The following is a 17413-nucleotide window of genomic DNA, read 5'->3' as shown; positions in this document are numbered from 1 at the left end:
GCTGAGTCCGTTGGGGGCGTCTTTAATTTCGCGGGGCCGCGGGCGGCGGGGCCGGCCCGCCCGTCCGCACTCCGGCGGATCGCCATCCGCCGGAGTGCGGACCGATCATCCAACAATCAGCGCAAATTGAACATGCAAGGGGCTGCTATCGGCGATCTCCTGGGCCGAGGATTCGCTACAGCGCCACACCAGTGCCGCGATCGAAGACATGCACCTGATCGCTTGTAATACTCGCCTCGAAGACGGCGCCGTAACGGGCGCGATATTCGCCGTCGACGATGGCGGTCACCTGCTGGCCGGCGAGGTCGAAGACGACATGGGTCTGGGCGCCGGTGGGTTCCACCAGCATCGTGCGGCCGGCGAGCGGCGTGCCGGCTGATATGCCGGGAACGAGATGTTCGGGGCGCAGGCCGATGGTGATGGCCTGGCCGGGCCTGACCTTGCGGTCGGGGGCGATGCGGATTGCCGTGCCGTCCTCGAGACGGGCGGCGGGTTCACCGTTTTCGCCGTCCACCGTGCCGTCCAGCATGTTCATCGCCGGCGATCCAATGAAGGCGGCGACGAAGAGATTGGCGGGCTTGCGGTAGAGTTCGAGCGGCGTGCCCTGCTGCTCCACCCTGCCCTGATTGAGCACGACGATGCGGTCGGCCAGCGTCATCGCTTCGATCTGGTCGTGGGTGACGTAGATAGAGGTCGTCCTGACCTTCTGGTGCAGCGTCTTGATTTCCGAGCGCATCTGCACGCGCAGCTTGGCATCGAGGTTGGAGAGCGGCTCGTCGAACAGGAAGACGGCGGGATTGCGCACGACGGCGCGGCCCATGGCGACACGCTGACGCTGGCCGCCGGAAAGCTGGGCCGGCTTGCGGTCGAGGAGCTCGGCGAGATCCAGCATGCGGGCGGCCTCCGCCACCCGGGTCTCGATCTGGGGTTTGGCAACGCCGGCGAGCTTCAGATTGAAGCCCATGTTTTCAGCCACGGTCATGTGCGGATAGAGCGCATAGGACTGGAAGACCATGGCGATGTTGCGTTCGCGCGGCGTCATGGCGTTGACGACCTTGCCGCCGATGGCGATCTCGCCATCGGTGATCTCCTCGAGGCCGGCGATCATCCGAAGCAGTGTCGATTTCCCGCAACCGGACGGCCCGACAAGGGCGACAAATTCCCCATCCTCGATATGAAGCGAAATGCCGTGGATGACGTCGACGGCGCCATAGGTCTTGCTGATATCGGTGAGTTGAACGGATGCCATGATTGCAGCTCCAATGGTTTGGGCAATGGTTCGGCTCAGGACTTGACGGCGCCGGCGGTCAAACCGGCGATGATGTGTCTCTGGGCGACGAAAAAGACGATGATGGTGGGAAGGATGGTCAGCGTGATGAAGGCCAGGACCAGCTGCCATTCCGTGCCATATTCGCCGCGATAGACCATGATGCCGAGCGGCCAGGGATATTTCGATTCCGAGTTCAGCATGATCAGCGGCAGGATGTAGCTGTTCCAGCTGCCGACGAAGGAAATGATGCTGACGGTGGCGACGATCGGCCGGGAAAGCGGCAGCGAGATATGCCAGAAGAAGCGGAGATAGCCGCAACCGTCGACGAAGGCCGCCTGAAACAATTCTTCCGGAAGGTTGCGGAAATAGTTTCGAAACAGCAGGATGCTCATGCCAAGGCCGAAGGCCACCTGCGGCAGCACCACGCCCCAATAGGTATCGAGCAGGCCGAGATCGCGGATGCGGATGAAGAGCGGCAGGATCGCGGTCGCCGCCGGAAACATCAGGCCGAGCAGGAAATAATTGAGCAGGAACGACGATCCGAAAAACCGGACATGGGCAAAGGCGAAAGCCGCCATCGACGAGACGATCAGCGTCAGGAGGACGGTGAGCGACGCGATCACCAGCGAATTGCCGATCTGCAGCCAGTAGCGCTCACCGAAAAGAATATCGGTATAGTTCGCCCATTGCCACTCCGTCGGCAGGCCGAAGGGATTGGTGCGCAGGTCACCCAGCGTCTTGAAGCCGCCGAGTGCGGTCGTCAGCAGCGGCACCAGCACGATTGCGGCAATCAGGCTCAGCGACACGTAGAGATAGACGCGCGTGGACGTGCTCATGCGGATGGAAGAGCTCATATCAGTCATGGCGCATGAAAATCCTTTTGTAACCGAAGGCGAGCGTCACGCAGATGACGAAGAGCACGACACCGACGGCGCTGCCGAGGCCGACCTGCATGCGCATGACGCCATAGGTGTAGAGGAAGGTGACCATCGTCTGGGTGGAGTTGGACGGCCCGCCGCCGGTCAGCGGCATGATCATGTCGAAGAGCTGCAGCGAGCCGACGACGGCAAAGAAGATCGAAAGACGCAAGGTCGAGCCGAGCAGCGGCAGCGTGACGTAACGGAACTTCTGCCAGCCGGTGGCGCCGTCGATTTCGGCGGCCTCCAGCACGCTTTTGTCGACGGATTGCAGGCCGGCGATGAACAGCATCATGTGGAAGCCGAAATATTTCCAGACGATGACCCCAAGCACAGCATAGATCGCCACGTCCTTGTCGGCGAGCACGTAAGGGTTGGCGAAGCCGAAGAAGTTGGAAACGGCGGCAAACAGGCCGTAATCGCCATCATAGACGAAGCGCCAGATAAGACCCGCGGCAACGTCTGCCAGCACGTAGGGCAGGAAGAAGATCAGGCGGTAGCCGACGACGCCCGGAATGCGATGCGCCAGCATGGTCGCCAGCCAAATGGCGAGCGGCACCTGGATGCAGATCGAGATGACGATGATCAGGCCGTTATTGACCAGCGCCTGGGTGAAAGCCGCATTTCGAAACAGAACCTGGAAATTGCGGAGCGCGATGAACTCCGTCGGCGTGCCGTAACCATTCCACTTGTAGAGGCTGTACCAGGCCGCCTCGCCCATCGGCATGATGACGAAGAGGGTGAAAAGCAGCAGCGCCGGCGGCAGGAAGATCAAAAGCACCGTCAGCCGGTCATGGGCGACCGAGCTCCTGCTGTTTGCGGCTTTTCTTGCCGGCCTTGCGGCCGTCGTTATCGATGGGACTGAGATATTGGCCATGGTTCCTGCTTTCGCATCTCGTCGGCAGCAATGCTGGCGCTCCGAATTTTAGCGGAGCGCCAGGAAGGGTCTGCAGGCGCTGGTTATTGCTCCAGTTCGAAAGCGTCCTGGATCATCTGGGCGCCGTCCTTGGAATTCATCTGACCGGAGACGATTTCCACCGACACGTCGTTGACGACACGGCCAACGGCCGCGCCGAGATCCTGGTCGAAATAGTTCTGATGCCAGGTCGAGCCGGCAAGCTGTTTGGCCGATTCGGCAAGCAGCGGGTTGGTGACGCCGTCACCGGCGCCGACGGCAACGGGCAGCAGCATGCCGGCCTTGGCCATCGCCCGCTCGTTGTCCGCACTCGTCAGGAAAGCGAGGAAATCGATCGCTTCCTTGGAGGCCTTCTTGGTGACGGCCCAGCCGTTCAGACCGCCGAGCGTATCCGTCGGCTTACCGGCGCCGCCATCGACCGCCGGGAAGGCGAAACGGCCGATATTGTCGGGTGCGAGGCCCTTGCCGTCGCCGGCATTCTTGCGCTGATTGGCCTCGGTATTTTCAAAGCCGAGGATGATCGCAGCCTTGCCGTCACCGAAAACTCCGAGCGCCTGCGGCCAGGTCGAACCGAGATAGCCGGGCTGGAAAGGTTCGAGCTTTCCGAGTTCGGCGAGATCGTCGCCGGCCTTGATGATCGCCGGATCGAGGAAACCTTCGCCCTGCCCCGTCTTGGCCGCTTCGAAGACCTTCTGGCCGCCTTCGCGCATGACGAGATAGCTCCAGTAGAAGTGGATCGGCCACTTCTCACCGCCGCCGCCGGCGATCGGCACGATGCCGGCCGCCTTGATCTTCTTCACCGTGTCCAGAAAATCAGCCCAGTTCTTGATGTCCTCGGCCTTCACCCCTGCCTTGGCGAACAGTTCCTTGTTGTAGAAAAAGCTGACCAGGCCGACCTTGTAGGGAATGGCCCAGGTCTTGCCGTCGAATGTCAGGCCGCTGACCGAAGCCGGGCTATAAGCGCTGCGCAGCTTGCCGCCATCGGCATCGAGTGCCGCTGTCACATCCTGGAGCGCGCCGGTCTCGGATTGCTGCTTCAGGACGCCGCCGCCCCAGCTGAAGAAGAAATCCGGCACGTCGTCGGACTGCAGCAAGGTCGGCAGCTTGGCCTTGAAGGCCTCGTTTTCGAGAAACTGCATCTGGATGTCGACGTCGGGATGCTGGGCTTCGTATTTCTTGACGATGTCTTCCCAGGCCGCGACGTATTTGGGGTCGAGCTCGAGATGCAGCCACTTGACCACCGTCGTCGCCGAGGCCGCACCTGCCCCGGCCAGCAACATGCCGGCTGCCGCGGCCATGGATGCGATGCGTCTGCCGCCGAGACCGGCGCTCTTCAACATAAAATTCATGATTTTTCCTCCCAGGGGCCTGTCCTCACAATTTTTCCCCTATGCGGATTAATTCAACGGAGCTTTGACGCAATGTCAACCCAATGCCTGTATTTTTATCAAATGCGCTTGACAGAGCCGCCGAATTGCCCGCTATTTATTTCGTAACCCGTTAAAAATATTTGGGTCCCGACCCAACGAAACGATCGCCTGGCTAGACCCAATGAAGACCGCAGATCCAGAATTAATGCGCGCGATCAATCGCTTGAACGTGCTCGATACCGTCCGGCGCCATGGTCCGATCTCGCGTATCGAGATCAGCGAGCGCACCGAACTCTCCACCACGACCGTTTCCGCCATCACCGCCTCGCTGCTCGACGACGGGCTGATCCTGCCGCGTCATGAAGGCGATATCCGCAACGAGGCGGTGCGTGGGCGCCCGCGGGTGATGCTGGAACTCAATCCCGATGCAGCCCGCGTGGTGGGCGCCAAGATCGCCGCCAACCGGATGGTCTTCGTCGTCACCAATTTCCGCGGCGACGTGCTGTCGAAGCTCGCTCTGCCGATCCGCATCGACCGGCAGCCGATCGGCGTCATCGCCGATCTGGTCGAGGATGGAGTGAGGCGCTGCGTCGTCGACGCCGGGCTGTCGCTGGAGGATGTTGACAGCGTCTGCCTCGGCTTTCCCGGCGTCATCGAGCACCGCACCGGCTACATCAGAAGCAGCCCGATATTTCGCGACACCAATGTCGATTTCGCCGCCGAGATGTCGGCGCGGCTTTCGACGCCGACCATTGTCGAAAGTGACGCCCATGCCATCACGCTTGGCCATCACTGGTTCGGCAAGGCACGCGATCTCGAGGATATGGTGCTGATTTCGCTGGAACAGACGCTGGGGCTCGGCGTGTTGCACGGCAACAGCCTGTTTCGCGGCGCCGGCGGTCTCAGCCACAATCTCGGCGACCTCGTGCTCGGCATGGGGCCGAATGGCGTCGTGCGGCTTTTCAGCCAGGCCGGCGAAAGTGCCATCCTCGGCGAACAGCAGGCCGACGGGCGCTTTGCCGAAGCGATCCGTCTGGGGCGCGGCATGAACCATGCCCAGGCCCTGATCAAGGCCGATGACGACCGGCTGATCAGCGCCGCCATCCGCGCCGGCGAGGCGGTCGGATTGACGATTGCCAATATCGTCACGCTGTTTGCGCCGCCGCGGGTCATTCTTGTGGGGTCGAGCCTGGCGCTCGGCGAACCCTTCCTCAACAGCCTGCGCGATGCCTATGCGCTCGCCATTCCGCCGTCGCTGCGCGGCGTGAGCGAACTCGTCTTCGACGATTCGAGCGATGATTTCTGGGCGCAGGGTGCGGCTGCGGTGGCGCTCTACGAACTCTACGAATCGCCCTGGAACACGACAGGGCCGGCGCTCTGACGGGCGGCACAATCAAGATTGAATGGAGGAATTCATGGACAAAGTCGGTATCGGCATCATCGGATGCGGCAATATTTCTGGCGCCTATCTCACGGCGATGGCGTCCTTCCCTATCCTGGATATTCGCGGCGTCGCCGATCTCAACCGGGAGCTGGCGGAAGCAAAAGCTGCGGAATTCAACATTCCCGTCAAATCGGTCGAGGAGCTTTTCGCCGACCCCAAGGTCGAGATCATCGTCAACCTGACGATCCCGAAGGCCCATGTTGCGGTGGCGTTGCAGGCGCTCGAGGCCGGCAAGCACACCTATTCGGAAAAGCCGCTCGGGATTAATTTCGCGGAAGGGAAAAAATTGGCGGAGGCCGCCAAGGCCAGGAATCTGCGCATCGGCGCTGCTCCCGACACCTTCCTCGGCGGCGGCCACCAGACGGCCCGCGCCTTGATCGACCAGGGCGTCATCGGCCAGCCGGTCGGCGGCTCGGCCACCTTCATGTGCCCGGGCCATGAGCGCTGGCATCCGAACCCGGCCTTCTTTTACGAAGTCGGCGGCGGGCCGATGCTCGACATGGGCCCCTATTACATCACCGATCTCGTCAATCTTCTCGGACCTGTTGCGCAGGTTGCAGGCTTTGCGACGACGCCGCGATCGGAACGGCTGATATCAAGCGAACCGCGCAATGGCGAGCGCATTCCCGTGCATGTGCCGACCCATGTTGCCGGCATGATGGCTTTTGCCAACGGCGCCGTCGTCCAGATCGCCATGAGCTTCGATGTCGCCGGCCACAAGCATGTGCCGCTCGAAATCTACGGAACCGAGGGCACGCTTCTTGTGCCCGATCCGAACAAGTTCGCCGGCCCGGTGGAATATCTGAAGAAGGGTGGTTCGTTCGAGGACCAGCCGGTCACAGCGCCTTATGCCGACGGCAATTATCGCTCGCTCGGCGTCGCCGACATGGCGCATGCGATCCGCTCCAACCGGCCGCATCGGGCCAATGGCGATCTGGCGCTGCACGTGCTCGAAGTCATGGAAGCGTTCCATACCGCAGCCGCGACCGGCCGGACGGTGGCGATCACCACGGCAACGGAGCGCCCTGCCCCCTTGTCCGATTCCATCGTCGACGGACGACTGGCGAAATAAGATTCAGGAGGAAAGACTATGCGTGAAGCACTGATCGTCTGGGGCGGCTGGAGCGGGCATGAGCCGCAGGAATGTGCCGAAATCATCAAGACCATGCTCGAGGAAGACGGTTTCAAGGTCTATCTCGAACACGGCACCGAGGCGCTTGCCGATCCTTCCGTCCATGATCTCAGCCTCGTCGTGCCGATCATGACGATGTCGAAGATCGAGAAGGAGGAGGTGAAGAACCTCGCCGCGGCAATCGAAAGCGGCGTCGGCATTGCCGGCTATCACGGCGGTGCGGGCGATGCCTTCCGCGATTCCGTCGACTATCAGTTCATCATCGGCGGCCAGTGGGTGGCTCACCCCGGCAACATCATCGACTATACCGTCAACATCACCCGACCCGACGACCCTCTCGTCGAAGGGATCGCCGATTTCCCTTATACGTCAGAGCAATATTATATGCATGTCGACCCCTCGAACGAGGTTCTGGCGACGACGAAATTCACCGGCGAGCACGCCTACTGGATCGACGGCGTCGTCATGCCGGTCGTCTGGAAACGGAAATACGGCAAGGGTCGCGTCTTCTATTCCTCGCTCGGCCATCAGGCCAAGGAGTTCGACGTGCCCCAGATGAAGACCATCTTCCGCCGCGGCGCCAACTGGGCGGCGCGGTAAGGCGAGGCTGTCTGGGGAGACCTTTGGCAAGGGCTCTGCGTCGCCCCATGATCGCCGCCTGCCCTTTATCCGCCTGCCGGCACCTTCTCCCCGCTCGCGGGGCGAAGGGACATGCCGCAACCTATCCGTCCCACCTCGCTCTCGCAGGGCACGTCCCCTCTCCCCGTCTTTAGGGGGAGAGGGTTAGGGTGAGGGGCAGCCCTTAGGCCGGACCAAACCGACCCCGCGCTCACCCAATAATCAGCGCAGTCCCATAGAGCCCCAATGCAAACACCGTATGAGCCAGCAGGTTGAAGCAGCGGACCTTGTTCGGGGTCGGGTGTTTGGAGGCGGCCCAGCCGATGCCGAGGCCCGGTTGCAGCAAGAACCACCCTGCCCCGACGGTGACGATGCCGAAGATCCAGGCGGGAAGAAATGTCGGGGCCGCCAACCAGGCCGAGCCCATGATGATGGCAAAGATCACCCCATAGAGAATGCCGACGGCGTAATGGCTGATCCAGCCGAGCGCCAGTTCATTGGCATAGGGCTCGGCATCGGCGATGCTGTCGTGAAAGACTTTGCCGCGGCGAAGGTGCCAGAACCATCGGCCGACCGGTGCCCAGTTGGGCGCCGCCTGGCCGAACTGGGTGAGCAGGATCGCCCAGAGGTCCATGAGGATGGTTGCGCCGGCGCCGATCAACAGGCCGCGCCACAGAATATCGAACATTGGGAATCACCGGAAAGCGTTGCGATTGCAGGAGGCTACAAAACCATTGCAGACGCGTCGGCGCAATGGCTCCGGTGAATTCACCGCCAGATCAAGCAAGGATTCCGAGGTTAACCCGGTTGCGGTCCGCCCTCGCCCTGCGTTTCCCCCGCGCTGCTGCCGATATCGCCGCTGATATCCTTTGCAAACTTCCGCATGAGCCGCACGAGTTCATTGAAGTCCTGCTCGTCCCAGGTCTCGAAGATGGCGCGGCCGATCCTCTCGCGGGCGACATCGATGCGATCGGTCATTGCCTTGCCCTTGGGGCTGATGACCGCCTCGCGCACGCGCCGGTCGGCGGCACTGCCGCGGCGCTCCACCAGATCGAGGCTTTCGAGCTTGGCGACCTGGCGGCTAACGGTGGTGTAGTCGCGTCCGGCGCGGTCGGCGAGTTCGACCACCCCGATGGGACCGAGCCGCTCTATCGTGACCAGCAGCGGAAACAGGGCGCGATCGAGCGAAATGCCCGCCTCGCGGACCATCTGCTCGTCGCGCTGCGGGCGGTTCATGACGCTGACGATCTCGATCAATGCTCCATGCAACTCGCGCAGCTTCTCGCTTATATGTGTATTTTGCACATTCTTTATTGACGCCATGCCGATTCTCCTATTATGTGCATAATACACATATGGAGAAAACAATGACAGAGAATTCGACAGTCGACGTGCTGATATCGGGCGCCGGTGCGGCCGGCCTGACGCTGGCGATCGAGCTCGCGCGGCGCGGCGTATCCTTCCGCCTGATCGAGAAATTGAACGACCCGTTCCGCGGTTCCCGCGGCAAGGGCATCCAGCCTCGAACCCAGGAAGTCTTCGAGGATCTCGGCATTCTCGACCGGATCGTCGCACTCGGCGGCGCCTATCCCCGGCAGCGGGAATATCGAGATGACGGCAGCTTCAGCGAATCCGACGCCGTGGTGGGTGAGGAGCCGACGCCGGCCGAGCCCTATCATCTTCCGCTGATGGTGCCGCAGTTCCTCACCGAAGGCGTGATGCGCGGGCGCCTGCTCGAGCTTGGCCACCGGCCCGAATTCGCCAGCGAACTCATCGGCTTCGAACAGGATGAGGCCGGCGTGACTGCGCGGCTCAGCGGTCAATCCGGCGAAGAGACCGTCCGCGTGCGCTGGCTGGTCGGCGCCGACGGCGGCCGCAGCTTCGTGCGCCATGCGCTCGATATCGGCTTTCCCGGCAAGACGCTCGGCGTGCGCGCCATCGTCGCCGATGTCCTTCTGACCGGACTGGATCGCGACGCATGGCATCGCTTCGGCCAAGGTGACATGCAGCGGCAGATTGCGATTTGCCCGCTCGCCGGAACGGATCTGTTCCAGATCCAGGCACCCGTCCCGCTCGAAGGCGAGGTCGATCTTTCCGCGGCAGGCTTGTCCGCTCTGGTCAAGGAGCGCAGCGGCCGCGACGACATCGAGGTCCAGTCGGTCTCATGGGCTTCGGCCTTCAACATGAATGCAAGGCTTGCCGATCGCTACCGGCTCGGCCGCGTCTTCCTGGTCGGCGATGCCGCCCATACGCATCCGCCGACCGGCGGACAGGGTCTCAATACCAGCGTTCAGGACGCCTATAATCTCGGATGGAAACTGGCGGCGGTCGAAGCGGGCGCCCCCGACGCGCTGCTCGACAGCTACGAGGAAGAGCGCCGCCCCGTCGCAGCGACGATGCTCGGTCTCGCCACCAGTCTTCTCGACGCTCTCAAACGCGGCGAGATGCGGCGCGGCCGCGAGGTCCATCAACTCGACATCGGCTACCCCGAATCCTCCTTCGCGCTGGAAAAGCCGGAGCGACATGGCGGCCTGCTTGCGGGCGACCGTGCGCCGGATGCGCCGATGCGTGGCGCCGCCGGCCAGCCGGTGCGTCTGTTCGAGCTGTTCAAGGGCGCGCACTGGACGCTGCTCGGCTATGAAGTGCACGCCGCCTTGCCGCCGCGCACAGGCCTGCACATCCACCGGATCGGGCGGGGCGGCGATCTGATAGACGACGGCGGGCACTTCCGTGACGCCTATGCCCCCACAGCGGGCGACTGGGTGCTCGTGCGTCCGGACGGCTATGTCGGCGCCATCGTCGCCTCCGCGGATGTGTGGGCGCTGGAGGCCTATCTCGCGAATGTCGGCCTGACGGGATAGGCGCCAATTCAAAGAGTCACGGGGTCATCGCCGGATCCGATAACAGGCGGCGCGGAGCCCCGGCTGCGGGAAAACCGCCGCGATCGCGGACGAGCCGGATGTGTGCGCCTATGCGGGTTTTTCGGAACGGGCGCATGTCACGCGGCCGATTGGCGCTCCGGATCGCCTCCGTTTCAGAGGGCGTCGCGCTCGTATCGCGGCGTCCAACCGCGGGCCATTCCGCGGCTCATCATGCTTTCCGCCAGCGCCAGTTGCTGGCGGAGATGTTTGCAGTCGTCGAGCAGCGAGCGTATCGCCGCCTTGGCATTGTCGTCATGCCAGGCAAGCACGGCTTCGACTTCCCAAGCCTGATCGGGCCAAGCTTGATCCGACGAGGCTTGATCAGGCCCAGCTCGGTCGGACAATGCCTGTTTCGTGCTTGCGCGATTGGGTTCCAAGATCGTTGCCGGCTGCATCAGTTCAGCGCCAGCGGCAATTGAACCGGACGCGGCAAAGGCGGCAGCGGCCGGCTGAGTTCGACCTTCTTCTGCCAGGCGGCACGCCGCAGCTGATCCCGCTCGCGCGCTGCGCGGGACGCTTCGACAAGCGCAAGGGCGTTGGCGATCACCTGTTCCGTATGCGTCATGATCATCTCCAATGTTCCTGTTTTGTTCTAAAATAGAACTTTGGCCGAAGAAGTCAAGCGCTGGGGTGATTTCGGGTTCGGGACGGGCGTATCAAGCTGGCGGCTTGGGCGCGGCAGACATTCAGTCCGCAGCCTCTATAACGGCGATGCCCGCCTCCTGCGCCGCCCGGATGAATGCCGCCCGCACTTCGTCGGGCGGGAGATCGCCGATGATCGCATCCAGGCATGACTTGACGGCCTCGAGATAATCTTCGCCGTCATCGACGGGCCAGTCGTGCAAAAGCGTACGCGCGGCGTCCCACACAGAGTTGATAACGGCATAATGACCGAGCCCCATCGAGGCCAAGCCGACCGGTCGAAAATGTGCCGTCTGTCTCACTTTGCTACAGCTTTTCCCAATTTCGGTGGAGCTTATGAGTGCGATGCAATTTGCGTGCCGTTGCCAGGCTAGGTACAGCCGAAGCGTGTTGCACGGATTTGATGTTGGAACAGACGTGTCTCTCCATCCCTTCAGTCTCCCGGCCCTGCGGTGTCCCGGCCCGCCAGATCTCCCGGCGTCCTTGAAGATGAAACGCCTGAAGCCTGCTGAACGGCCGCCAGAGTCCTGCGATCAGCCACTAATCGATCAATTATGGTAAAAATCGGGTTCACATCCAGGGTTGACTGATTAAAACTCAAACATCTCCTTTCTATACTCCAAATGGTTTACAGCAACGCCATGTTTTTCTGGAAGAAAGAGCATTTATGATCATTCCTTGACTGTGCCATAGATGGACGGAGTTGCCTCGAGGTCGTACAATGCCGTCCATCTCTCACGCGGCGGATCTGGGAGGAGCGCGCGATGCCTATCTTCATGGACCGGCACTATCTCGAGGGAACGTCAGCCGCCGACGTCGCCCGGGCGCATCGCATGGATCTCGACATTCAGGATCGGTACGGCGTCAAGTTCCTCACCTACTGGTTCGATCAGCGGCGCGGAACCGCCTTTTGCCTGGTGGATGCGCCGGACGCGGAAACCGCGCAATGTGTCCATCGCGAGGCGCACGGCTTCGTCGCCAACGAGATCGTCGAGGTCGCCTTGTCAGCCGTCGAGGCTTTCCTCGGCCGCATTCACGATCCTGAGCCGGCGCCCGGCCAATCCTCTGTCGACGTGGATCCCGGCCACCGGGCAATCCTGTTTACCGATATCGTCGGCTCGACCGCGATGACATCACGCCTCGGCGACCGCATGGCGACCGAAATGGTCCGGGCTCATGACGCGATCGTGCGCCGGTGCCTCAGCCAGAATTCAGGCCGGGAAGTGAAGCACACCGGCGACGGCATCATGGCGGCCTTTGCCACGACGGCTGCAGCGGTGGAATGCGCCATGGCGATTCAGCGCGAATTCGATCGTTACAACGGCGGAAACGCCGAGCCGATTCATATCCGCATCGGACTGGATTGCGGCGAACCAGTGGAGGACAGCAATGACCTTTTCGGCTCGACCGTGCAACTTGCCGCGCGTCTCTGCGCAGCAGCCTCCAGCGACCAGATCCTCGTCTCGGAGAATATTTTTCGGGAATATGGCGCCGCCGATCTTTTCGGTCACGCAACGCGCCGACGGCTCAAAGGGTTTTCGAAGCCTGTGCTGGCCTTCCGATGCGACTGGGCCAGTGCGGGCGCGGCCTAAGTCTGCTGAGAACCGACAACCGCCTGCCTCTTACAGGTGCTTGTCGCGGTGCTTTGTGGCCAAGAAATAGGCGATGGTCAGATCCGTAAATACCGAGACCAGAACGCGCCGCAACTGATGTTACGGCGCGCCCTCGCCTGCGGGATAGGCCCGTTGACGAGCCTATATCTTGCTAAGCATTGCCGACAGTTCGCTCGTTCATCAACCGCTCGAATTTGGGGGCAGCCTCGACGTTTGCCAGCACGCCCGACATTTTCAGAAAACGCCGAAAATTCTCGCGCGTGGCGCTCAGCGGGAAACGGCCGCTGGCCGTATCCCTGCACGCCTTCAACAGCGTGTCATATGCCAAACCTCGTTTGTCCTCCGGCCATTCGTCCAGGAAATCCAGGATTTCATCGAGGCACGTGATTTCATCGATGAAATGCTTGCGATGAAGCAAAACCGGGTCAAACCGAGCTGAAGACATAGTATCCTCCCATTTATAATACTTTTTATGCTATAAATTTACTGAAAAAACGTGTTTAATTCAAGTCAAAATTGGTTACGTCACGCTCAAAACGCCATTGAAACTACTTCCATAATGGCAGAATAGCCCGATTAGATTAAAGAAGAATAGATTTTAACATCAATCGAGCCTCGACGCATCACGAAGTGAGATCGAATGATCAATGTAACGAATGCTTCAGATCAAGTGAGCGTGATCAAGCCGGCCGGAAGTTTTCGTATAGGCTCGTGTTGGCATAATAGGTTGCGACCATGACAATCTCGCAAGGAGAAGTTCAAATGAACCGATTTCTTTCATTTGTAGCCGCCGCAGCGCTGCTCGGTACATCCACGATTACTTCTGCCTGCACGTCGACGGCAAGGCCCGACAACCAGGATTTTCAATATCAACGCGATAGCTCGATAAACCCTGCCTGCGCGGGTGGATTCAGACCCGGCAATGCGCGCTCGTGCAGCTATTGAAGCACAGACGGCCGACATTCGTTCAACGCTTCGCTGCTGAGATTGTCTAACCGCCGAGGCGCAAGCAGCTACTGAACCCCGCTTTGCAAGAAAACAGCCGTTGAACGACTGCGTCGCGAGAGAAGGCGCGCTGCAGCAATCGGAATGGTTAGGGAACCGCAAGCCCCGCCCCGCATTACGTCATCGGGTCACGGTTGGCTCGATTTAACAGGAGAACGGTTCCCCATGAACAATTTGATCTGGCTTGTCGGCGCTGTCGTTATCGTACTCGCGATTTTGAGTTTCTTCGGCTTTCGCTGATCGTCGCTGATGTAAACATGGCGGCTCGACCGCGCTTTCTCCGCCCGGCGATTCCGCCGAGTGCAACTGCAATGTCTTTTGCATTTAATTAGGAAGCGTCGAGGTCATCGCACAATCCACAGAATGCCGAGTAAAGAGTGCATATCACCCCCTTCGACTTCCTTTACAATCCGTCGTTTCGGCCTCCGAGGCAGATCGCAAGGGGAACTCGATGGATCGTCTTATTGGCGCAGATGAAGCGGCTCAATCGGAGAAACGGGCTGCAAAGGCGGATCAACGGGATGGCCTTGCTCGGGATGTTACGACCATCAAACTCGGCGATTGCCTGCTGGGATACAAGGTCGTACAGCGACGCATGCGGGTCAGCCGCTGGAACCATTTCCGGGGCCGGGTGCGCGAGATCGAAAAACTGATCAGGCATCGTCACGGCGACATCGTGCCGGAGGCGGATGACGCATTGATCTACGTCGAGGTGATCGCCAGCCTCGCGTTCGTCGAATTCAGGCAAGAGTTCGTCGACGTGGTGCTTGGCTGGTCGGCGCGCTGGCTTCCATGGGCTGGAAAAGCCGATATAGAGGACATCATCTACGAGCGGACAAAGGTGCGTTTTTCCTCGTTGTCCGCCGACGCTCTCGGTCATGCCCTGCATCTGAGTTACTCCGAGCGGAGCGCGCTCGACATTCGCACTATCGGTGCATTCGATGTGCCGAAGCGGAAAAGAACAAAACTTCAAAACGAAAAGCGGCGGCAGCGGGACCGAGCCCGAAAAGAAGAGCGACGGCGTGCGGCAGGCGCGCTGCCCAGAGCTGACTATCTTGCCAACGCCCTTAGCCAAGCGCGCCCCTGGGAAGCTTTCGGCATCAGCCGTCGCACCTGGGAACGCCGCGGCAAACCGATGCCCGAGCCCGAGACGATTTTGGATTGCGGTTCGATTTCGCTCGCCGCATAGGCCAACAGCTCACGAATTCTCGGTCCTTAGCCGGCTGGTCCGAACCAGCTATTCATCGCATCTTGCAGACCATCCTGCGTCCCGTCACCCACCCACGCTACGTAGCCATCGGGCCGGATCAACACCGCGGCCGGCGCGGAAACAATGCCTAGTGCAGGCAGTTCCCATGGACCGTCATATCGGGCATCGACCAAGGTGACGCGGTCCGACCACGGCGTGATGTCGACGCTGCCGGGTGCGCCGAAATTCACGAGCGCTGGCCGTGCATTATGGAGGAGCGTAAAGAGACGCAAAGGACCATCCGGCGTGGTGAGCTCAAGGTCAGGCATGCGGCGGCCGAGCAGCGGATGGCCTTTGCCGAGATCGTAATGAATCGCCAGTCCGGACATCTCGGCCGCGATCCTTTTGCGAGGCTCCTCCATGCCGAGGAGCTCCGTTATCATCTCACGCAAGGCTTCCGTTCGATCGTCCGTCCGTTGCAACGCGACCTGCGCCATCGTAGCCCGCAACACCCGGGCGGCCACCGGATGCCGTTCGGCGTGGTAAGTATCGAGCAGGGCTTCAGGCGACATTCCTTTCACCACCTGGGCCAGCTTCCAACCGAGATTGACGGCATCCTGCACACCGGTATTGAGGCCCTGTCCGCCCACCGGAGAATGCACATGAGCGGCATCGCCGGCCAGGAACACCCTGCCCTCGCGGTATGCCGCCGCCTGGCGCGACATGTCGGTGAATCTGGAAATCCACTTGAGGCTATGGATGCCATAATCTGTCCCGCATGCGGCAATCAGGGCTTCCTTGAGATCGCTGAGCGTCGGTTCGCCCGTGCCGCCGACCGTCTTTTCCGTTACCATGACATTGATCGGGCCTTCACTGGCAAAGACGACCTTGCCGTCGCGAATTTCATATTCCTCCCGGCCGAAGGCATGCATGCCAAGGGCCGTGCGATGGATGCCCAATGGCGGCTCCTCCTCCATCTCGGCTTCGGCGAGAATGTTGCTGGTCGTCGCATCCCATCCTGGAAATTCTATGCCGGCAATCTTGCGAATCAGACTGCGGCCACCATCGCAGCCGACGAGATAACCTGCCCTGAGCGAGGCGCCGTCGGAGAGTTCGATGGTGATGCCGATATCGTCCTCAGCAAAACCCGTAACATCACGGGCGCGATAGATCGGCACCGCCAGCTCCTCGACCCAGCCGGCCAGAATGCGCTCGATATGCTTCTGCCGCAGCGCCAGCCCGTAATTGTGCCGGGTCGGAAAATCGCTGATATCCAGACGCGTGACCGCAAATCCCGTAACCTGGGCGATCTGCCCTTCGGCGAGGAACCGGTCGACGATCCCACGCTGATCGAGAACCTCGAGCGTGCGCGCACTCAAACCGCCGGCCCGCATACCGGCAAGCTCCTGGTTGGGACGGCGTTCGACGATCGCCACGTCGACGCCTGCCAAGGCCAACTCGCCTGCCAGCATCAGGCCTGTCGGACCTGCTCCCGATATCACGACGACATGTTCTTTCATCCGCAAACTCCCCTGGGCCTGGTGTCCCAATGCAATATCTCAAAGCCTCGGACAGGCGGCTTCTTCGCAATCTAAATGATCCCACCTACGTGCCGATTTTCTCTGTCGCAGGTTGTTCTCCCTATAATATTATCTTCTGACTGGTTGGAACGACTTGCGACAGGATTTCCGGCTTGCTTTCCAAAGCCATGTTGGTCGCCACTTGCGGATCTTTTGCCGAGGAGCGCGGGCCTTTCAACACGACCTGACCAGGTGCGCGCCGGATCTGGCAAGCACCTTTCCCGGTCATCATTCCCACGGCGATCAATCCATGAGCTGGTACGGCGCATCTCACTGCGGAGCCGTGGCTTTTTCCGGAATCGTCTCGGCTGCCGGTCGCTCAGACGGATCGGCGGGATGGCCATAGATCGTGTAGGCGGCGCCGGCCAGAATGCCCAAGACGAGAAGAGCGATGACGTACAGCATCATTCCGCGGATGGTCGTCATCGGTGTCTTGTCCATCAGGATCTCCAAGATTGCTCAGCGGTCAAATCCACTGCGAGCGCTTTTGGTTCCGGCGAGCTTGCGTCAATCTTTCCGTGGAGGTTGTTCACGCGAGGAGCTACTCACGGAACGATCAGGTCCGGATCTGGTTTACCCCAAGACCCTGGTTTCTATGGAGGTCACCATGTGGGCAATCCTGATCGGAGCCGCTCTCATCATCGGCGGACTTCTTTTTCTCTTTACGTCGGTGACCTTGCCCCCAAGTTTTATCCAGTTTTGAGTTCGCTCCGGCGGTTTTGGGTTGCTGTGTTCGGGGCGGTAGCGGCGGGTTGCGGTGCGGAGCCATTTCGGCTGCGCAGCACCGCATCACGTC

At 61.0% G+C, this 17413-nt stretch carries 20 protein-coding genes; 7 read left to right on the top strand and 13 right to left on the bottom strand.

Features of this window, described 5'->3' with window-relative positions:
* Positions 1-175: 175 nt before the first annotated feature.
* The 4 genes from EEQ99_RS29785 to EEQ99_RS29770 form a co-directional block, all read right to left on the bottom strand.
* Positions 176-1249, bottom strand: coding sequence for an ABC transporter ATP-binding protein (locus EEQ99_RS29785; protein WP_127431576.1), 1074 nt, complete (start codon positions 1247-1249; stop codon positions 176-178).
* A 35-nt stretch (positions 1250-1284) separates the two neighbouring features.
* Positions 1285-2133, bottom strand: coding sequence for a carbohydrate ABC transporter permease (locus EEQ99_RS29780; RefSeq protein WP_003539503.1), 849 nt, complete (start codon positions 2131-2133; stop codon positions 1285-1287).
* Positions 2126-3064, bottom strand: a complete 939-nt coding sequence (locus EEQ99_RS29775; protein ID WP_047615059.1) for a carbohydrate ABC transporter permease — start codon at positions 3062-3064, stop codon at positions 2126-2128. The genes EEQ99_RS29780 and EEQ99_RS29775 overlap by 8 nt, the downstream gene beginning before the upstream one ends.
* 83 nt (positions 3065-3147) lie before the next feature.
* Positions 3148-4452 carry an ABC transporter substrate-binding protein gene (locus EEQ99_RS29770; RefSeq protein ID WP_028758106.1) on the bottom strand — a complete coding sequence of 435 codons (1305 nt, stop codon included), beginning with the start codon at positions 4450-4452 and terminating at the stop codon, positions 3148-3150.
* A 202-nt stretch (positions 4453-4654) separates the two neighbouring features.
* Between EEQ99_RS29770 and EEQ99_RS29765 the strand changes: the two genes are divergently transcribed.
* Genes EEQ99_RS29765 through EEQ99_RS29755 form a run of 3 tightly spaced genes read left to right on the top strand, consistent with a single transcriptional unit; the run spans position 4655 to position 7649 of the window.
* Positions 4655-5854, top strand: a complete 1200-nt coding sequence (locus tag EEQ99_RS29765; protein WP_028758105.1) for an ROK family transcriptional regulator — start codon at positions 4655-4657, stop codon at positions 5852-5854.
* A gap of 34 nt (positions 5855-5888) precedes the next feature.
* Positions 5889-6989, top strand: coding sequence for a Gfo/Idh/MocA family protein (locus tag EEQ99_RS29760; RefSeq protein ID WP_127431575.1), 1101 nt, complete (start codon positions 5889-5891; stop codon positions 6987-6989).
* A gap of 18 nt (positions 6990-7007) precedes the next feature.
* Positions 7008-7649 (top strand): ThuA domain-containing protein, encoded by a 642-nt coding sequence (locus EEQ99_RS29755; RefSeq protein WP_028758103.1) that lies wholly within the window; start codon positions 7008-7010, stop codon positions 7647-7649.
* A gap of 229 nt (positions 7650-7878) precedes the next feature.
* Here EEQ99_RS29755 and EEQ99_RS29750 read toward each other — a convergent pair whose 3' ends face one another.
* Both EEQ99_RS29750 and EEQ99_RS29745 read right to left on the bottom strand, forming a co-directional pair.
* Positions 7879-8355, bottom strand: a complete 477-nt coding sequence (locus tag EEQ99_RS29750; RefSeq protein ID WP_127431574.1) for a DUF2938 domain-containing protein — start codon at positions 8353-8355, stop codon at positions 7879-7881.
* 110 nt (positions 8356-8465) lie between these two features.
* The gene (locus EEQ99_RS29745; RefSeq protein ID WP_097544424.1) at positions 8466-8990 is read right to left on the bottom strand and encodes a MarR family winged helix-turn-helix transcriptional regulator; all 525 of its coding nucleotides are present in this window, start codon (positions 8988-8990) and stop codon (positions 8466-8468) included.
* A 44-nt stretch (positions 8991-9034) separates the two neighbouring features.
* On the opposite strand from EEQ99_RS29745, the gene EEQ99_RS29740 reads away from it, so the two are divergent.
* Positions 9035-10528: an FAD-dependent oxidoreductase gene (locus EEQ99_RS29740; protein ID WP_127431573.1), complete on the top strand. Its 1494-nt coding sequence runs from the start codon at positions 9035-9037 to the stop codon at positions 10526-10528.
* Between the two features lie 173 nt (positions 10529-10701).
* Here EEQ99_RS29740 and EEQ99_RS29735 read toward each other — a convergent pair whose 3' ends face one another.
* The 3 genes from EEQ99_RS29735 to EEQ99_RS29725 form a co-directional block, all read right to left on the bottom strand.
* The gene (locus EEQ99_RS29735) at positions 10702-10983 is read right to left on the bottom strand and encodes a hypothetical protein (protein WP_028758099.1); all 282 of its coding nucleotides are present in this window, start codon (positions 10981-10983) and stop codon (positions 10702-10704) included.
* Positions 10983-11153, bottom strand: a complete 171-nt coding sequence (locus EEQ99_RS29730; RefSeq protein WP_164735986.1) for a hypothetical protein — start codon at positions 11151-11153, stop codon at positions 10983-10985. Before EEQ99_RS29730 ends, EEQ99_RS29735 begins: the two co-directional genes overlap by 1 nt.
* A gap of 121 nt (positions 11154-11274) precedes the next feature.
* Positions 11275-11532: a DUF982 domain-containing protein gene (locus EEQ99_RS29725; protein WP_028758098.1), complete on the bottom strand. Its 258-nt coding sequence runs from the start codon at positions 11530-11532 to the stop codon at positions 11275-11277.
* Between the two features lie 462 nt (positions 11533-11994).
* Here EEQ99_RS29725 and EEQ99_RS29720 point away from each other — a divergent pair, with 462 nt between their 5' ends.
* Positions 11995-12822 (top strand): nickel-binding protein, encoded by an 828-nt coding sequence (locus EEQ99_RS29720; protein ID WP_028758097.1) that lies wholly within the window; start codon positions 11995-11997, stop codon positions 12820-12822.
* A gap of 172 nt (positions 12823-12994) precedes the next feature.
* On the opposite strand, the gene EEQ99_RS29715 is transcribed toward EEQ99_RS29720, so the two are convergent.
* Positions 12995-13288 (bottom strand): DUF982 domain-containing protein, encoded by a 294-nt coding sequence (locus EEQ99_RS29715; protein WP_047615054.1) that lies wholly within the window; start codon positions 13286-13288, stop codon positions 12995-12997.
* A 317-nt stretch (positions 13289-13605) separates the two neighbouring features.
* Between EEQ99_RS29715 and EEQ99_RS29710 the strand changes: the two genes are divergently transcribed.
* Both EEQ99_RS29710 and EEQ99_RS29705 read left to right on the top strand, forming a co-directional pair.
* Positions 13606-13788 (top strand): hypothetical protein, encoded by a 183-nt coding sequence (locus EEQ99_RS29710; RefSeq protein WP_080759892.1) that lies wholly within the window; start codon positions 13606-13608, stop codon positions 13786-13788.
* A 511-nt stretch (positions 13789-14299) separates the two neighbouring features.
* Entirely contained in the window at positions 14300-15037 is a 738-nt protein-coding gene (locus tag EEQ99_RS29705; protein WP_047615774.1) for a hypothetical protein, read from the top strand.
* Between the two features lie 26 nt (positions 15038-15063).
* Here the strand turns inward: EEQ99_RS29705 and EEQ99_RS29700 are convergent, their stop codons facing one another.
* From EEQ99_RS29700 to EEQ99_RS34925, 3 genes are all read right to left on the bottom strand, one after another.
* On the bottom strand, positions 15064-16557 hold the full coding sequence (locus EEQ99_RS29700) for an FAD-dependent monooxygenase (RefSeq protein WP_127431572.1): 1494 nt from the start codon (positions 16555-16557) through the stop codon (positions 15064-15066).
* A gap of 330 nt (positions 16558-16887) precedes the next feature.
* On the bottom strand, positions 16888-17058 hold the full coding sequence (locus EEQ99_RS34795) for a hypothetical protein (protein ID WP_164735988.1): 171 nt from the start codon (positions 17056-17058) through the stop codon (positions 16888-16890).
* A 115-nt stretch (positions 17059-17173) separates the two neighbouring features.
* Positions 17174-17413: hypothetical protein (locus tag EEQ99_RS34925; RefSeq protein ID WP_210212253.1), on the bottom strand; the 240-nt coding region annotated here is incomplete at its 5' end.

It is taken from the genome of Rhizobium anhuiense, from assembly GCF_003985145.1.
GTDB classification, from domain to species: Bacteria; Pseudomonadota; Alphaproteobacteria; order Rhizobiales; family Rhizobiaceae; genus Rhizobium; species Rhizobium anhuiense.
The sequence above is the reverse complement of the archived record's forward strand: the minus strand, read 5'-3'. Positions and strand labels throughout refer to the sequence as shown.

What these genes read in the sequence shown, in the direction of transcription:
- EEQ99_RS29785 (WP_127431576.1), bottom strand. Translation starts at nt 1,249, where the DNA reads ATGGCATCCGTTCAACTCACCGATATCAGCAAGACCTATGGCGCCGTC.
- EEQ99_RS29780 (WP_003539503.1), bottom strand. Translation starts at nt 2,133, where the DNA reads ATGACTGATATGAGCTCTTCCATCCGCATGAGCACGTCCACGCGCGTC.
- EEQ99_RS29775 (WP_047615059.1), bottom strand. Translation starts at nt 3,064, where the DNA reads ATGGCCAATATCTCAGTCCCATCGATAACGACGGCCGCAAGGCCGGCA.
- EEQ99_RS29770 (WP_028758106.1), bottom strand. Translation starts at nt 4,452, where the DNA reads ATGAATTTTATGTTGAAGAGCGCCGGTCTCGGCGGCAGACGCATCGCA.
- EEQ99_RS29765 (WP_028758105.1), top strand. Translation starts at nt 4,655, where the DNA reads ATGAAGACCGCAGATCCAGAATTAATGCGCGCGATCAATCGCTTGAAC.
- EEQ99_RS29760 (WP_127431575.1), top strand. Translation starts at nt 5,889, where the DNA reads ATGGACAAAGTCGGTATCGGCATCATCGGATGCGGCAATATTTCTGGC.
- EEQ99_RS29755 (WP_028758103.1), top strand. Translation starts at nt 7,008, where the DNA reads ATGCGTGAAGCACTGATCGTCTGGGGCGGCTGGAGCGGGCATGAGCCG.
- EEQ99_RS29750 (WP_127431574.1), bottom strand. Translation starts at nt 8,355, where the DNA reads ATGTTCGATATTCTGTGGCGCGGCCTGTTGATCGGCGCCGGCGCAACC.
- EEQ99_RS29745 (WP_097544424.1), bottom strand. Translation starts at nt 8,990, where the DNA reads ATGGCGTCAATAAAGAATGTGCAAAATACACATATAAGCGAGAAGCTG.
- EEQ99_RS29740 (WP_127431573.1), top strand. Translation starts at nt 9,035, where the DNA reads ATGACAGAGAATTCGACAGTCGACGTGCTGATATCGGGCGCCGGTGCG.
- EEQ99_RS29735 (WP_028758099.1), bottom strand. Translation starts at nt 10,983, where the DNA reads ATGCAGCCGGCAACGATCTTGGAACCCAATCGCGCAAGCACGAAACAG.
- EEQ99_RS29730 (WP_164735986.1), bottom strand. Translation starts at nt 11,153, where the DNA reads ATGACGCATACGGAACAGGTGATCGCCAACGCCCTTGCGCTTGTCGAA.
- EEQ99_RS29720 (WP_028758097.1), top strand. Translation starts at nt 11,995, where the DNA reads ATGCCTATCTTCATGGACCGGCACTATCTCGAGGGAACGTCAGCCGCC.
- EEQ99_RS29715 (WP_047615054.1), bottom strand. Translation starts at nt 13,288, where the DNA reads ATGTCTTCAGCTCGGTTTGACCCGGTTTTGCTTCATCGCAAGCATTTC.
- EEQ99_RS29710 (WP_080759892.1), top strand. Translation starts at nt 13,606, where the DNA reads ATGAACCGATTTCTTTCATTTGTAGCCGCCGCAGCGCTGCTCGGTACA.
- EEQ99_RS29705 (WP_047615774.1), top strand. Translation starts at nt 14,300, where the DNA reads ATGGATCGTCTTATTGGCGCAGATGAAGCGGCTCAATCGGAGAAACGG.
- EEQ99_RS29700 (WP_127431572.1), bottom strand. Translation starts at nt 16,557, where the DNA reads ATGAAAGAACATGTCGTCGTGATATCGGGAGCAGGTCCGACAGGCCTG.
- EEQ99_RS34795 (WP_164735988.1), bottom strand. Translation starts at nt 17,058, where the DNA reads ATGGACAAGACACCGATGACGACCATCCGCGGAATGATGCTGTACGTC.